Source organism: Polyangium fumosum, assembly GCF_005144585.1.
In the GTDB taxonomy this organism is placed as follows: domain Bacteria; phylum Myxococcota_A; class Polyangia; order Polyangiales; family Polyangiaceae; genus Polyangium; species Polyangium fumosum.
Genome location: NZ_SSMQ01000087.1, coordinates 1 through 14782, shown reverse-complemented (window position 1 = coordinate 14782; position 14782 = coordinate 1). Strand labels below are relative to the sequence as shown.

The following is a 14782-nucleotide window of genomic DNA, read 5'->3' as shown; positions in this document are numbered from 1 at the left end:
ATCCCGCATGAGGTCCAGGCGCGCCCCGGCCAGGTCCACGCGCGCCCCGGTCAGGTCCACGCGCTCCCCGGTCAGGTCCACGCGCTCCCCGGTCAGGTCCACGCGCTCCCCGGTCAGGTCCACGCGCTCCCTGGTCAGGTCCACGCGCTCCCTGGTCAGGTCCACGCGCTCCCTGGTCAGGTCCACGCGCTCCCGGCTCAGGTCCACGCGCTCCCCGGTCAGGTCCACGCGCTCCCCGGTCAGGTCCACGCGCTCCCCGGTCAGCTCCACGCGCTCCCCGGTCAGGCATCTCCCGTGGTGGAGCAGCGGCCCGGGACGCCGACGCGTCGGACGGGCCGCTTCCGCCGTCCGGCACCTGAAGAGTGTGGGTCCTGGACGAACCTCGGTCGGCCCGTTATGTCGGCTCCGCGGAGATCTCGGGCGAGCCGGGCCAGGTGATGCCCACCCTCTGAAGCATGCGTTGAGCGCCAAGCACAGGCTTCGAAGCGGGGGTGGGGAGGGGATGAAGGAGCGTGGCGAGTTCGTCGGTCGTGAACTCCGTGGGGCCCTTCAGCCTCCGATCGACCACTGCGTCCATGATCGCGTGTGCGGGGGCGTCTTGCGGGCGGGCGTAGTCGACGACGATCCCCCCAGGGCGTGGATAAGACGAAGCCTCACAAGACAGCGGCAACAGCCGCCCGTTGTGGAGCAAGCCCCACGCGGCCAGCCGGGAGGCGCCCAGCAAGGTTGGGTCGTCGAACATCGTGCCGGCGACGTGATCGCCGAGCAGCCAGAAGCCGACGCCCGCATCCCTCTGCCCATGCTCGGGTCCCACTCCAAGCATGTCGACGGCCATCACGAGCGCGGGCTCCAGCTTAAAAGGAAGCTCCGGCAGCGCCGCGCGCACGTCGTCCGGGCCACCCGTTACCGCGTCGACCGACAGGCCGAGCTGCTCGATCGGACCGGCCCCTAGCTCGTACGCGAGGCCAACGACGCCCGCCTCGGTCCACGCCACGACCTCGTACGCTCCGCAGCCGTCGTCGTTGCGGAAGGTGCCCTGCTGGAGGTCGCCGACCCAAATCGCGCCGGCGGCGGCCGGGAAGGCAAAGCGCGCGAGCCCAGCGAGGGCGCCTTCCACGTAGGCGCGCAGAGCGGCGCGGACGATGGCGTCTCGGTCGAAGACGAGGCGTCCGAAGCGAGGGGTGACCCGTTCGATCATCGTGTTTCGCCTAGACCTCGTTGGTGGCGGCGTCAACGTGCTCGCTGCAAACGTGCCAGCCGTGTCACGGCGTGTACGGCAGAACCTTGTTGATCTGATCCACCTCGTCCTCCGACGGCGGGTTGTTCGTTAGATGCCTGTTGAGCTTGCCCGAGATGACCGCCGCGTTCTTGTTCGAGTTCGTGCCCCACGGGCATAGGCGCTTGTCCTTCCTGCGCACGACGTGGTGCACCTGCGCGGCGTCTTGGTCATTTGGGGACGTAGTTTTATCAGCCGGAGCTTTGAGGACGAGCGGCTCGGTGCAGGTCTTTGGCTTGCAGTTCTCATCCACTCCACAAGGGTACGTGAAGCCCGCGAGGTCGGAGTGAATCTCGCCCTTGTGGTGCCGAATCGCACGTTGATCGGCCGAGCGACAAGGGAAAATGAACCAGGGGGCTCACGATACGCCCGGGAACCGAGCGTCCCATGACGGTTCGAGCTCGACGTGAATCCAATACCACCCATGGCCCTGAGCATTGGTCTCATCTGGGAAGCGCTTCGCTGGGGCGTTGCCCCAGGCCCCACCCGGGGCTATCCGCCCCGGGACCCGGACCAGCGAGGCGCTGGATCCTGGGTCGATGAACTGCGCATCGCGCAGTTCATCGAACGGGCCGAGTCAAGACCCCGCCAGCCAAGACGGCAGCGCTGACGGTTCAGCCGGCAACGCGGTCCCAACGGCCTGTGGGAAGAACTGCGCATCGCGCAGTTCTTCCCCAAAGGGTCCAGGGCGGGCCCTGGTTCGGGTCGAGGGGCGAAGAGCCCCCGCGGGGCCCGGGGCAGCGCCCCGGCGCGGCGGCTTGCGATGAGACCAATGCTCAGCCCATGGCCAGGACCGGCAGGGCGGCCAGGCCGGCAATGCGATGCCGTTTGGTTCCTCAGGAGGCTCGTGGACGCTTCACGAAATGACTTCGCCTCACCGCACAGCACTCGCCGCGCCCGCGGTCGCAGCGCGGTAAGCAGCAAGAGCCTTTTGCCAGTCGGCGACGGCGTCCACCTGCCGGAGCGCGGCTTCGAGCGCGGCTTGCTCGCGCAGGTTCACGAGCAGGAGCGTGCCCTCGCCAAGCTCGAAGCGCCGAAGCTCCTGCTCGGCGAGCTTGCGCGCGACATCGACCTCCGTGCGCGCCACGTCCGCGCGTTGCTCGGCCGCTGCGAGCGCCGAGGCCGCGTCGCGCACGTCGGCCACGACACGATCCCGCTGGAGCCGCGCCTGGGCCTCGATCCGCGAGACCTGCGCCGCCGCCGCTCGCTCGCGCCCGCTGGCGACGCGGTTGAGCAGCGGGATGTCGACGACGACGGCGGCTTCGAGCACGGGCTTCGCTTGCTTGGGATCCCCCGGGCCGAGGTCCTGCGAGCCCACGATCACGAGGTCGATCGCGGGGCGCTTCTGGTTCTCGGCCCAGCGACGCTCGACCTCGGCCTGCTCTTTCTGCGCGTCGAGGCGCTTGAGCTCCGGCCTGCGCTCGATCGCCTCCCGCTCGTCCGCCCGGACACGCGCGACGTCGAGCGGCGTGGGCTCGGGCAGACGCCTCGGGAGCCGCGAGGCCTCGGGCAGGAGGGCCGAACCATCCGGGGCCCGCAGAAAAAGCGAGAGCTCGATGGCCGCCTGTTCGAGCGCGCGCTGCGTGGAGACGAGCTGCGCCCTGCGCTGGAGGATCACGCGCTGGTTCTCCTGCCGCTCGAACGCGGGGACGTCGCCCGCCTCCACGCGGCGCGCGAGCCCCTCGTCGCGCACGAGCGCGAGGTCGAGCCACGTGCGCGCGACGGCGATCCGCTGGCCCGCCGCGACCCAGTCCCAGTACCGGAACGAGGCGACACGCGTGGCCTCGATCCGCTGCTGATCGGCGCCCTGGGTCGCCGCGTCGACGCCGAGCTCGGCGCGCTGGATGTTCGCGCGGCGCCGATCGATCGGGCCGTCGCGCCAGAGGTTGAGGCGCGCGCCGGCGCGCACCTCGCCGTACTCGTTCGTCGCGAGCTTGCCGTCGTAGACCGGGAACTCGCCGCGGCCGATGCGGTAGCCGGCGAAGACACTCGACCCCCACCACGGCAGCGGCTGCTCGACGAACGTGTCGATCCGCTGCGAGGGATACCCCCCGATCGGGATCACGGCCGCGGTCGTTCGCCAGGATGGATCAAACCCGCCCGACGCGGTCATCCGATCGGCCTCGGCCGCGGCGCGCTCCTGCGCTGCCGCGAGGATGAGCGGGAAGCGCTGCTCGACCGAACGGACGAGCTCCTCCAGACGGAGCTCGCCGACGCTCGTCGAGGCCGTCGTCGCGGGGCCCTCGGGCGCCCGCGCGGACGTGGTCGCGTCCGTGGCCGCCGAGGGCGCTTGTCCCCTCGCGACGCCCGGCCACACGAGCGCGAGCGCGAGCGCGAGGGTTCGTACGGGGCTCGTCACTTGCCGCCTCCCTTCTTCGTGTCGCCCTTGGACCCGTCCGCGGGCGGCGCGGGCCACTGGGGGGGAAAGCCGTTGAACTGGCGCCAGAGCTCGTAGCCGAGCGAGACGCGGTCGAGCAGGATCCAGCCGTTCGCGCGCGTGCCCTGCCGCAGGTATTGCTTGCTGGGCCAGGGCGCGTCGCCGTCGGACACGACGACCACGCGGAACTTGCCAGCGCCGTCGTCCGTGGCGTCGACGAACGCGACCTTGCCGCCGTAGGTACCGACGGCCGCCGAGGGCCAGCCGGAGAACTGGATGGCGGGCCACCCCTCGAACTGCAGGCGCACCTTGCGCCCCGGCGTGACGAGGTTGACGTCGTTGCCGTCGACCCAGAGCTCGACGGCCACGTCGTCGGTGTCGGGGACGAGCATCGCGAGGACCTCGCCCGACTTGATCATCTCCCCGCCTTGTTTGGCGACGACCCGCAAGACCGTGCCCGCGCGTGGCGCCTTCACGCTCTGGGTGAGCTGCCGGGCGAGCCGCACCTCCATGCGCGCGAGCTCCGCGGTCGCCACCGCGATCTCGGCCTCGGCGGTGGCGCGCGACGCCGTGGCGTCGTTGATGGAGGCGCTCGCGTCGTTCTTGATCTTGGAGAGGTCCGCGGCGAGCGCAGCCTCCTCCGCGCGGGCCGCCGAGAGCGCGGCGCCGGCGCGATCCTTGTCGGTGCGCGCGCGCGCCTCCTCGAGCTCGGCGAGCTCGACCTGCCGCTTCGACGAGAGCCCCTCCTCGAAGAGCGATCGCTGTCGGTTCAGGTTGAGCTCGGCCGTCTTGTGCGCGGCCTCGGCCGCGACGATCGTCTGCTCGGCGGCGCGTGTGCGATCCTTGGCCATCTTCACGCGGGACGAGGCCGCCGCGAGCGCGCTGTCGCGGGAGGACGCGAGCGACTCGATGCGGCCCTCGACGGCGCCGGTGCGCGCGCGGGCCGCCTCGATGCGCGCGTCGACCGCGGCCTTCTCGCGTTCGAGGCGCGGGACGATCTCGGGATCGTTGTCGGAGATGTCGGCGATCGGCGCGCCCTCCTCGACGTGGTCGCCTTCGTTCACGTACCAGCGCACGACGCGGCCCTCGACGGGCGCCTCGATCGTCTGCTGGCGGTCGAGCGGGGCGAAGGCGATCACCCGCCCGTGCGCGGGCGAGTTCTGCTGCCAGGGCACCCCCACGAGGGCGACGGCGACGAGCACGAGCAGCGCGATCAGCATCCGCGCGATCGTGCGCGTCAGCCGCGGCGCCCGGACGAGGCGCAGCACGTCGCTCTCGCCTTCGAGGGCCATCGTCGGGTAGGGCTTCGAGCGTTCGGGCATGGGGATCTCGTTCTCTCGCATGCGCCCGTTCAAGGGAGGTCTCCCGCGCGCAGGGGGCGCACCCTGCCCGCGTCGAGCATGAAGATCTCGTCGCAGCTCCGGAGGACGTCGCGGTCGTGCGTGATGGCGAGCACCGTCCACGGCGCCTTGCGGTCGAGCAGCGCGGCCTGGATTTCCTTGCGCGACGCGGGATCGAGCTCCGCGAGCGCCGTGTCGAGCACGACGAGGCGGGGCCGGCCGGCGATGACGCGGGCCACGCAGAGGCGCATGGCCTGCCCGCGCGAGAGGAGGGGCCCGCCCGTCGGCAGGTGCGTCTCGAGCCCCTCGGGCAGCGCCGCGACGTACGCCCAGAGCCCCACCGCTTCGAGCGCCGCGCGTACGTCCCGGGTCTGGACCGCGGGCCGGCCCACGCGCACGTTCTCGGCGATCGTGCCGTCGAAGATCTCGACGTCGCGGATGGTCGCGATGTACTCGCGCAGCGAACAGAGATCGATGTCGCGCATATCCGTGCCGTCGATGTCGACGCGGCCGCGCGTGGGCGCGCGCAGGCCATACAAGATTTGAACGAGCGTGCTTTTCCCCGCGCCGCTCGGGCCGACGACGGCCACCCGCGCGCCGGGCTCCAGGCAGAGCGAGACGTTTTCGAGCAGCGGCTCCTTGCCGGGGTACGCGAACCCGACGTCGACGAGCTGCACGCGCGCGCCCTTCTCGCTCGGCGGGACCTGCGCGCCGCCGGGCACCTCCAGGGGCAGATCGACGAGCTGCCCGAGTTTGTCCACGCCCGCGAGCAGGTCGTAAAAACTCTCCAGCGTCTTGCCGAACTTCGCGATGCCGGCCACGACCGTGGTCACGATCAGCTCCGCCGCGACGAGCTGGCCGAGCGTGAGTTTGCCGCCCATGACGAGCCAGCCGCCGACCCCGAGCAGCGCGGCGCTGGCGGTCGCCTGCACCACGAGGGATCCCACGATCTGCCGGAACAGCACCTTCCAGTGCTTCTGGCGCGCGCCGAGCCACGTGTGGAGCAGGTCCTCGGCGCGGGCGCGCGCGAAGCCCGCGGCGCCGCCCGAGCGGAACGCGGCCGGGTGGCGCGCCATCTCCTCCAGCCACGCCGCGACCGCGTACTTCGCCTTCGACTCCTTCACGGCGGTGTACACCGCGCCGCGCCCGAGCCCAAACACGACGAACGACACGGCGAGCACGAGCGCGACGTCGAACGCGAGCAGGAGCGGGTGGTAAAACGCGAGCACGAGCATGCCCACGGCCGTCTGCAAGACGATGGAGACGCCGTCGACGAGGAGCGTCGCGGCGCCCTTCTGCACCGTGAGCACGTCGAAGAAGCGATTCACGAGCTCCGGCCCGTACGTCCCCCCGAGCGCGTCCGATCGGACGCGCGGCAGCCGGTGCGCGAGGTCCACCGCGACACGCACGAAGATGCGCTGCTGGATACGCTCGACGACCCACGCCCAGAGCGCGCGCAGGATGCCGGCGAACGCGAGCCCAACGAAGACCAGCAAGGTCAGGACGACGAGGGGCTGGAGCATCCCGCCGAACGCGACCGTGTTCACCAGCGCCTGCACGCCGATGGGCGCGGCGAGCGAGACGATGCCGACGCCGATCGCGTAGACGAGGGCGACGCCGATGTCGTCGCGTTCGAGGCGGAGCAAGGAGACGAGCCGTTTCCACGGCGAGGGCGCGCTGGGGCCGCCGGGACCGCCGCCGCCGAGCGTCCCCAAGGGTTCGAGGGGATCGGCGATGGCCCACGTCACGGCCTCGGCCTGGCTCGCCGCGCCCACGATCGCCGCGAGCCTCTCGGGCCCGGCCCACGTGGGCTTGTCCGCGCTGCCCGCGGGCACCACGAACACCGCGCCGGGGCGCTGCGCGACGATGCCCACGGCGTACACGGGTCCGTTCGCGCCGGCCGCCAGCGACACGGCCGGCACGAGCGCACGCGCGCCGGCCACGGCGTCCACGCTCGATCGGCGGAGGGTGCGGATGCGCAGGCCGACCGTGGCGCCCGCGCGCGCGAGCTCGTCGAACCAGGCGTCCGGTCCCACGAACGCCTTCTCTTGCCTGGCCTCGTCGAGCGCGCGGCGTGCCGTCGAGCGGTCGACCTCGACGCTGGTGTTCTGGCCCAGGAACTCGAGCGCTTGGAGCAGGGGCTCCGTGAGGTCGGCATCCCCGGCGGCCTTCACCGCGGCCGAACGCTCGTCCGACGACGGAGGCGGAGTTGTTTCCTGCGTCTCCGGCGGCGGGGGCGGCGCGCACGGCGGGGGCGGCGAAGGACGGCGGGGGGGCGGGTCGATGTCCGGGGAGGTCACGGGTGCCCGGCCCTTTTCACCTCCCGTGCCAGCCGCGGACGAGCCTCCCGCCGCCCGTTCTGCGGGGCTTCGCCCGAGACACCGTGCGACGCCCGGTCCCAGGTGCGACGTTGTGTCGCACTGGGACTCACGTCTCGAAGGTCACTCTTCCTCGCCGAGCCAGCGCTGGATCGTGCGGCGGTTGATCCCGAGCGCGGCCGCGGCGCGCACCTTGTTGCCGCCGAAGCGCTCGAGCACGTGCTTCACATAGGCGCGGTCCACCTCGTCGAGGGTCATCATGCGTTCGGCGGCGCTCGCGAAGAGGTCGGGCGTGCTCGGCTTCTGCACCGTGGGCGGTAGATCATCGGGGCTGATCCACTCGTCCTGGGCCAGGGCGACCGCGCGCTCGACCGCGTTCTCCAGCTCGCGCACGTTGCCCGGCCAGTCGTAGGCCATGAGCACGCGCGCCGCCGCGCCCGAAAACCCCTGGAGCGAGAGCCCGGCGCGCGCCTTCGCGCGCCCGAGGAAGTGCTCGGCGAGCGGCAGGATGTCCTCGGGCCGGTCGCGCAGGGGTGGGATCGCGATCTCGATGACGGCGAGGCGATAGAAGAGATCCTCGCGGAACCGGCCCTCCTTCACGGCCTTGCGCAGGTCGTGGTTCGTCGCGGCCACCACGCGCACGTCGACGGGCGCGCTGCGCGTCGCGCCGAGCGGCCGCACCTCGCGCTCCTCGAGCACCCGCAGGATCTTCGCCTGGAGGACGAGCGGGAGATCGCCGATCTCGTCGAGGAAAAGCGTGCCCCCGTCCGCCTCGACGAAGATGCCCTTCTTGTCCTGGCGCGCGTCCGTGAAGGCGCCCTTCTTGTACCCGAAGAGCTCGCTCTCCAGGAGCGTCTCGGGGATGGCCGCCGCGTTCACGGCGACGAAGGGGGCGTCCTTGCGCCGGCTCGCCTCGTGGAGCGCGCGCGCGACGAGCTCCTTGCCGCTGCCGCTCGGCCCCGTGACGAGCACCGTCGCCGGGGAATCGGCGACGCGCCGCACGACGCTCGTGATGTCCGCGAGCGCGCGGCTCTTGCCGATGATGCCGCGCAGCGCGTTCTCGGTCGCGAGCGCCCCGCGCAGCGCCTCGACCTCGCCCCGGAGCCGTCGGGCCTCCATGGCCCGATCGAGCGCGACGCCGAGGACCGCCGGCTCGACGGGCTTCGTGAGGAAGTCGTACGCCCCTTGGCGCACGGCGCGGACCGCGATTTCGATGCTGCCGAAGGCGGTGATCGCGAGGATCACGATGCGCGGGTCGGCCTTGCGGGTCCACTCGATGAGGTCGATGCCGCTGCCGTCCGGCAGGCGCATGTCCGTCAGGAGGATTTCGATGTCGTCGCCCGCTTCGATCCGGGCGCGGCCCTCGGCGATCGTGGCGGCCCGGGAGGCGCGTAGGCCGCGCTTTTCGGCGATGCCGACGAAGAGCTCGGCGAGGGGGGCGTCGTCTTCCACCACGAGTAGGTTCATCGGGGGGCGCTTGGCGGGTTCCATCCGGTCCTCGTGGTGTTCGAGTGTGGCACGGCGCGGCTGGTTCACCCTTCGAGAACGGTTCTGGCACACCTGACGCGGCGTAACGCGCGGGATCCGCGTCCGGCTGGCGACGGAGCAGCATCGTTGGCGCGGGGTGGTGCCACTTCGGACCGCGTGGCCGCCCTTGGGGCCCCCTCGCATCCGAGGGGGGGCTCGTGGGAACGTTTGTCCGGGGGTTTGTCTTGACACTGAGTCTGTGGTAGGGACGTCGGAACACCCCTCATGCGCGAGGAAGGGAGGAAGCTGTGCCCCGACGAACCGAAGCGAAGCCATTCTGCCTGAAGGTTGGCGCCCGTATCCACGAGCTACGAATAGAGCGCGGCATGTCCTTGCAGGACCTCGCCGTCGCTTCCGCGACATCCAAAGGCCACCTGTCGAGCATCGAGCAGGGCCTCGCGGCGATCACCATCGAGACGGTCGAGCGCATTGCACGCGCGCTCGACGTCCCCCCCTTTTGCATCATGACCTTCCCGGCGGACGACGAGGTGAATCGTATCGCCGATCTCGCTCGCAAGGTGCCGAAGGGCGAGCGCCGGAAGCTTCGGAAAGACCTCGAAGCGCGCGCGACGCACGAGCCTGCGACGTAAGCGCGGCTCCACGCAGAGGGCGGATCCACGAACGTGTCCCGCACGGCTCGGGATGCACCGTGCTTGCACGCAGCCTCCAATGCGGTGTCGATTTTCCGGCGGAGGGGTCGAGCCCGGTTCGTCCTCTACTTGATCTCGTAGAAGGGATGCAGGCAACAGAACGTGACCGCCCTCGTCACGTCACGCACGGCGCTGCCAGCGGGCGTCCCGCCAGTCGCCGCGCAGCTCCCGGGCACGTAGGCCAGGTCCGTGATCGCCTTGCCGGAGATGGCGTGGCCTACGGGAAAAATGTTGACGCACTGGTCGTACGGGGACTGGAGGCCGCCCTGCTCGGACTGCGAGGAGCATGCGGGCCCCTTGTAGAGATGCAGCGACGCCGTGCATCCACCTCCCTCGGGTTGACCGCATTCGCATTTGGCACATCCGCGCTCATCAACGACCCCGTCCTCCGGGAACATCTCGTAACGCGCATAATTGTAATTGTCTGGACAGGGAATATCCACGCCTTCACGAACGACGCACTGGAGCGACCCTGGTCCGGGATCGCTCACACAATACTCCGTCCCCCCGTCCGAATAGCACGCATCGTCATTCGTGTTGGACATGCATGCGAGGCCGGCGAGCTTCCACTCCGTTTTCTTCGTGATCGCGGGTGTCTCGCTCTTGGGGGTGCATGACTCGCTCGTCGGACCCGGGAGCGGGGACAACCACACAGATTGAGCACACGGCTCGCTCCCGCACTGCGCACCGGCCGGAAGGGCATTGTTGCTCGTACACGAGCCATCCCAACCGGCCGGTTCATCAAAAGGGAGGGAGACGACTCCACTTTCTCCACACGCACCGGCGCGGATCTCGATCTTCTCGGGCAACCCAGTACATGCGCCCGAAGCCCCGCATTCGCACGGCGCGCACTCCGCGGCTGGCGCGTCGAGGTCGGCGAAGAGGCGGAACTTCTCGCTCGAAGTGCCAGAGGGACACTCGGTCGGAAGGGCGCCAGGCGCCGCTACGAACAACGAGATCGCCATCTCCGTCCAGTAGCCCGCGTTGCCGCTCGGCACGGGAACACAGCGCCCCGTGCATGCAGATTGCCCCGCGTCGTCGGGGCCCACCTCTGCATCCGTCCCGGCGTCTCCCGCGTCCGTGCCGGCGTCGACGCACACGGGATCGGGGAAAGGGGCCTCGGGATCGCACTCCCCCGGCACGAAGGAGGGCACCGTGCTGCACGACGCAACGATAAGTCCGAAGCTGAAAACGAGCGAAAAAAGAAGAGCCTTTCGCATATTCAAAACTCCCATCCCCCGCCGAGTTGCACGCCAAGCATCACCGGCGGCTGATCGGAGAGGACCGTTGTACCAACGACCACCTTCACCCCGCTCGACAAGCCGAGGACATCGGCCGCCGCCTGGAGCGTGAAGGACTGCGTAACTCGAACCTTGGCGCCGATACGTCCACCCGCGCCGGGCTTGACAATCGAAAAATTCGCGGGTTTGTAGCTCTGCGCGGAGAACTCGACGTTGATCACGCCGAGGTGCCCGAGCGCGCAGCCGTAGAACCACCTGTAATGCCCGCACACACTCGCGATCCCGCCAGCGGTCATGGCGGTGATCTGATGACTCTCGACGCCCGACGTGAGCCATGCGGCGCGGCCTTCGAGCCCGATCGACACGGAGTCGTTCAACCGCAAACTGCCGCCGAGCATCGCGCCGACCGCAGGCATCCATGACGCGACACCGAACACGACGACCGGTCCGCCGCTCACGGAGCCGCGCAAGCCCGCCTTTTTCGGCTCACCCATGACGCCCCCGACGATCGGCTCCCGCGGCGGCGGCTCATCCTCCGGCGGCTCGTCGAGCGACGACAAGTCGGGCCTCCGCGGGCTCTCGCGCCGCAGCTTCAACGGAGGGGGGAGAGGCTCGGGCAACGCGCGGAGCGTCAACGTGATGCGCAGCTCCTGCCCCTTCCGCGCCGTGAACGTCTCCACCGCGTCCTCGTACCCATCGAGACGCGCCCGCAGCTCGTGCTCGCCGGGCGCGACGAACATGGACAAGGCCGAGAACCCGTCGCGATTCCTCGGTTCCCCGTCGAGCGTGAGCTTGGTTCCCGCGTGCGAGATCGTGACGTCAACCCAGGTCATCTCCGCGCGGGCCGCGTCGTACGCTTTCAAGAAGCCCTGACGTTCCTCTGCCGCGGCGTTCGTCGCACGTTGGATCGCGTCGAGCAGCAGATCCGCGGCATCCACGGGCTTCCCGAGCTGCACGAGGATGACGCCGAGGCGGCCGGCGATTAGCGGATCGTGGCGCACGTCGAGCGCGGCGGCGTACGCCCTCGCCGCGGCTGTCGCTCGTCCCGCGGCGCGCGCGCGATCCCCGTCGATCACGTACGAGGTGAAGCGCGCCTTCTTCGCTGCGTCTTCGAGCGCATCGAGCGGTACGGGTGACGCGTCGCGAGGTTCGTCGGCGAGCGCGGTGGTCGTTAGGCCGAGAAGGACGACGAGCGCAACACCTAGAGATCGCATGCGCGGCGCACGATAACGCGGCGCCCGGTCGAAGGCGAGAGGGGTGTACGGGACGAACCTCACTACCGCGGGCGGAAATCCGAGCCCTTTCTACGGGGGAGGACGAAGGGCTCGGGGTTCGTCGCGGTGGATCCTCGCGGCGCCGTCGGCCGCACATGGCGGCTGTGTGGAGCTGGCGTGACGCGCGGCAGCGGAGGCTCGACGTGAGCGGCCGGGAGGCCGTCCCCAGGCGACGAGCTCGGGGCCGCGACCCGAACGATATCCGCGGCCGATGCAGCGATAACGCGCGCCGGGCCTGTGGCCACGGCGTGCAGCTCGGCTGGTGCGGGCGCGGCTTCGCGCGACATGAACGGGTAGAACACCACGGCCATGAGCGCGGCCCACGCGTGCCCGAATGGATATACGTAATCGAACAGCCTTTGGAGGAGCGCCCGGCGTTCGAGTGTCGCGAGCGGCACGGGCGGGACGATGACGAAGGGGGCGTTGCCCAGCCGCAAGCGCAGGTACTTCCGTGCGCGGGACAGCGCCATCTTCGCGGCGTCCTCGGAGATGCCGAGCGCCGCCCCGGCCTCCTCGTGGGACCGCTCCTCGACGCATACGAGGTAGAGCACCGCGACCTGCGAGCGCGGCATGTCTTGTAAGACGTCCGTCACCAGGTTGATGGCCTCTCGCAACTCCGCCGTCCGTTCCGGCGAAACCCCAGGGGCCACCGCCGTCTCAGCGTGTCCTTCGTCCGGCTCGAACACCGCGTCGTAGCGCCGCGTGCCCCGGTGCGCTTCGCGGACGACGTTGCGCGTGATGACGGTGAGCCACGGCTTGGCGCCGTCAGGGTGCGGCATGTACCTCCAGAGGTTGCGCAGCGCGTTCACGAAGACGCGCTGCACCCTGCTGTTCGCGGGGTCCTGTGTGTACGCCTGACCATCGCCCACGAGGCGCGTGACCTATGGGCAGAGGTCAAGGATCTCGGCGACCAGCTCGGGCGGGTAGTCGGTCGGCTCGAAGATCTTCCCATGACCAGAACAAGGCCGGAGGCGCGGGCGGGTTACAGAAGATCGTCTCCGCCACCGGTGGCCCCTGGCGAACTGCGATTTAGAGCACATTCAAAGCGGTTCGCGCATCCCGCCTTGGTTCGCGCCGGACAATGGCCGTCTCCAGGAGGCTTCCGCCGATGAATTGCTGCCCGCGTCCGCCCCCACGTTGACGCTGCGTGAAGCACGGCGCCGATCGTTGTCGAATCGTTTGCCGCGATGGATGCATCGCGATTGGCTCCTACAACCTGTCCTTGCTCCGGTCGCAAGCGGGTGTTGCAGCGCGAGGCGCGCAGCATGTGTGCTCCCCGAGGGGTCTGGATCTGTGTTGTCAAACAGGATGGACCATGCGATACAGGCTCTTATGGGTGTCGGGGGTGTCGCGAACTTCCGGTTGAGCCACACGGGACGGCGTAAGACCCCGACATCATCGATCGAGCAGGCTGACGACCAGAGGGCCGCGATCAACGATGTGGGTATAGATCATCGTGGTTCGCACGTCGCTAGAGGCACATTCCGGAGGTTTCATGAGCAAAGTTCTGGCGTTGTTCAATCACAAAGGTGGAGTCAGCAAGACGACCACCGCGTTCAACTTGGGCTGGGCGATCTCCCAGAGGAACAAGAAAGTTCTTCTCGTCGATGCAGACTCACAGTGCAACCTGACTGGCCTGGTGCTCGGATTTCAAGAAGACGATGCCTTCGAACAGTTCTATCAGGCGTCTCCCTACTCCAACATTTCCGGTCTGATAGCTCCCCTGTTCAACAGTCAACCGGCACCGATACAGCACGCTCAACTCGCCGCGACTCGCTATCCAAACCTGTCGCTACTCGCCGGTCACATCGATCTCTCGGAGATCGAAACCCAGCTCGCGGTGGCGCTGACGACAGCGGCTTCGCTCCGCGCCCTCAAGAACCTCCCGGGTGCAGTATCCGCGATCATTCGCGACGTAGCGCAACAGAACCAGATTGATCTCGTCTTGCTCGACATGAGTCCGGCGGTCGGCGCGCTCAACGAGTGCCTTCTGATGGGCAGCGATTTCTTTATCATCCCTACGATGCCCGACTACTTCTGCAAGCAAGCCATCCACTCGCTCGCGAAAGTCATTCCACGATGGAATACCGAGGTGCAGCAGTTCCGTGATCCGTCATTGTCCTATCCGATTCCGACTCAGCCACCACGATTCATGGGCATAATCTCACAGAAGTATCGACCGAGAGGTGGCGCGCCAGGAGCCGGCTTCCAGCGATGGATCAATCGCATAAAGGAATCGGTCGACAGCGCACTCGTGCCTGCATTGACCCCTCTGCAAATGGCTATCGCTCCTGCGCAATTTCAGGCAGCGGGGCCTGGCGACACACCGTACAATCTCATCAATATCTCCGACTTCAACACGCTAGTTACGCAGTCGCAGAAGCACAGCGTGCCCGTCCCGGACCTCTCAGACGCGCAGATCGAACGGCAAGGAATGGTCCTTGACAACATGCGGGTGAGCAGGAACGAATTTCGAAACATCTTCTTCCAGCTTGCCGACAGCGTGATTGCCCTCACTGGGATTTGACTGTCTGCGTTAAGCTCATCCTAACAGCCCGTGGATCTACGCCACCCCAATCGCGAGCCCAACACCCCGCACATGACCCCGTCGCATCCCGTCCCACGCATCCCGGGAAAATCGTGCCAACCGCCTCGGCGTGCTCCGCACCAGAGCCACCATGGCTGCCCATATCACCAAAACTGCAAGGACGGAGCCCTTCCGGGCCGCGGCCAGACCCCGCGGCGTCCCTGCGCCGAGGATTTGGCGTAGCACGAGCCC

At 68.9% G+C, this 14782-nt stretch carries 11 protein-coding genes; 2 read left to right on the top strand and 9 right to left on the bottom strand.

Features of this window, described 5'->3' with window-relative positions; all coding sequences use genetic code 11:
• Window positions 1-394: 394 nt before the first annotated feature.
• The 6 genes from E8A74_RS45490 to E8A74_RS45465 form a co-directional block, all read right to left on the bottom strand.
• Window positions 395-1198 (bottom strand): hypothetical protein, encoded by an 804-nt coding sequence (locus E8A74_RS45490; protein ID WP_136935427.1) that lies wholly within the window; start codon window positions 1196-1198, stop codon window positions 395-397.
• A 64-nt stretch (window positions 1199-1262) separates the two neighbouring features.
• Entirely contained in the window at window positions 1263-1529 is a 267-nt protein-coding gene (locus E8A74_RS45485) for a hypothetical protein (protein WP_136935426.1), read from the bottom strand.
• Between the two features lie 621 nt (window positions 1530-2150).
• A complete protein-coding gene (locus E8A74_RS45480) occupies window positions 2151-3635 on the bottom strand; it encodes a TolC family protein (RefSeq protein WP_136935425.1) in 1485 nt (494 codons plus the stop codon).
• The gene (locus E8A74_RS45475; RefSeq protein ID WP_136935424.1) at window positions 3632-4975 is read right to left on the bottom strand and encodes an HlyD family secretion protein; all 1344 of its coding nucleotides are present in this window, start codon (window positions 4973-4975) and stop codon (window positions 3632-3634) included. Before E8A74_RS45475 ends, E8A74_RS45480 begins: the two co-directional genes overlap by 4 nt.
• A 29-nt stretch (window positions 4976-5004) precedes the next feature.
• Window positions 5005-7293 carry a peptidase domain-containing ABC transporter gene (locus E8A74_RS45470; protein ID WP_211365611.1) on the bottom strand — a complete coding sequence of 763 codons (2289 nt, stop codon included), beginning with the start codon at window positions 7291-7293 and terminating at the stop codon, window positions 5005-5007.
• Window positions 7294-7434: 141 nt separating this feature from the next.
• Entirely contained in the window at window positions 7435-8778 is a 1344-nt protein-coding gene (locus tag E8A74_RS45465; RefSeq protein ID WP_136935423.1) for a sigma-54-dependent transcriptional regulator, read from the bottom strand.
• A 308-nt stretch (window positions 8779-9086) separates the two neighbouring features.
• Here E8A74_RS45465 and E8A74_RS45460 point away from each other — a divergent pair, with 308 nt between their 5' ends.
• Window positions 9087-9428, top strand: coding sequence for a helix-turn-helix domain-containing protein (locus E8A74_RS45460; protein ID WP_269749939.1), 342 nt, complete (start codon window positions 9087-9089; stop codon window positions 9426-9428).
• A 125-nt stretch (window positions 9429-9553) separates the two neighbouring features.
• On the opposite strand, the gene E8A74_RS45455 is transcribed toward E8A74_RS45460, so the two are convergent.
• The 3 genes from E8A74_RS45455 to E8A74_RS45445 form a co-directional block, all read right to left on the bottom strand.
• On the bottom strand, window positions 9554-9931 hold the full coding sequence (locus E8A74_RS45455; protein WP_136935421.1) for a hypothetical protein: 378 nt from the start codon (window positions 9929-9931) through the stop codon (window positions 9554-9556).
• Window positions 9932-10710: 779 nt separating this feature from the next.
• Window positions 10711-11943 carry a PEGA domain-containing protein gene (locus tag E8A74_RS45450; protein WP_136935420.1) on the bottom strand — a complete coding sequence of 411 codons (1233 nt, stop codon included), beginning with the start codon at window positions 11941-11943 and terminating at the stop codon, window positions 10711-10713.
• Window positions 11944-12005: 62 nt separating this feature from the next.
• Complete coding sequence (locus E8A74_RS45445; protein ID WP_136935419.1) at window positions 12006-12872, bottom strand: RNA polymerase sigma factor; 867 nt, start codon at window positions 12870-12872, stop codon at window positions 12006-12008.
• 626 nt (window positions 12873-13498) lie between these two features.
• On the opposite strand from E8A74_RS45445, the gene E8A74_RS45435 reads away from it, so the two are divergent.
• Window positions 13499-14530: a ParA family protein gene (locus E8A74_RS45435; protein ID WP_136935418.1), complete on the top strand. Its 1032-nt coding sequence runs from the start codon at window positions 13499-13501 to the stop codon at window positions 14528-14530.
• Window positions 14531-14782: the final 252 nt, after the last annotated feature.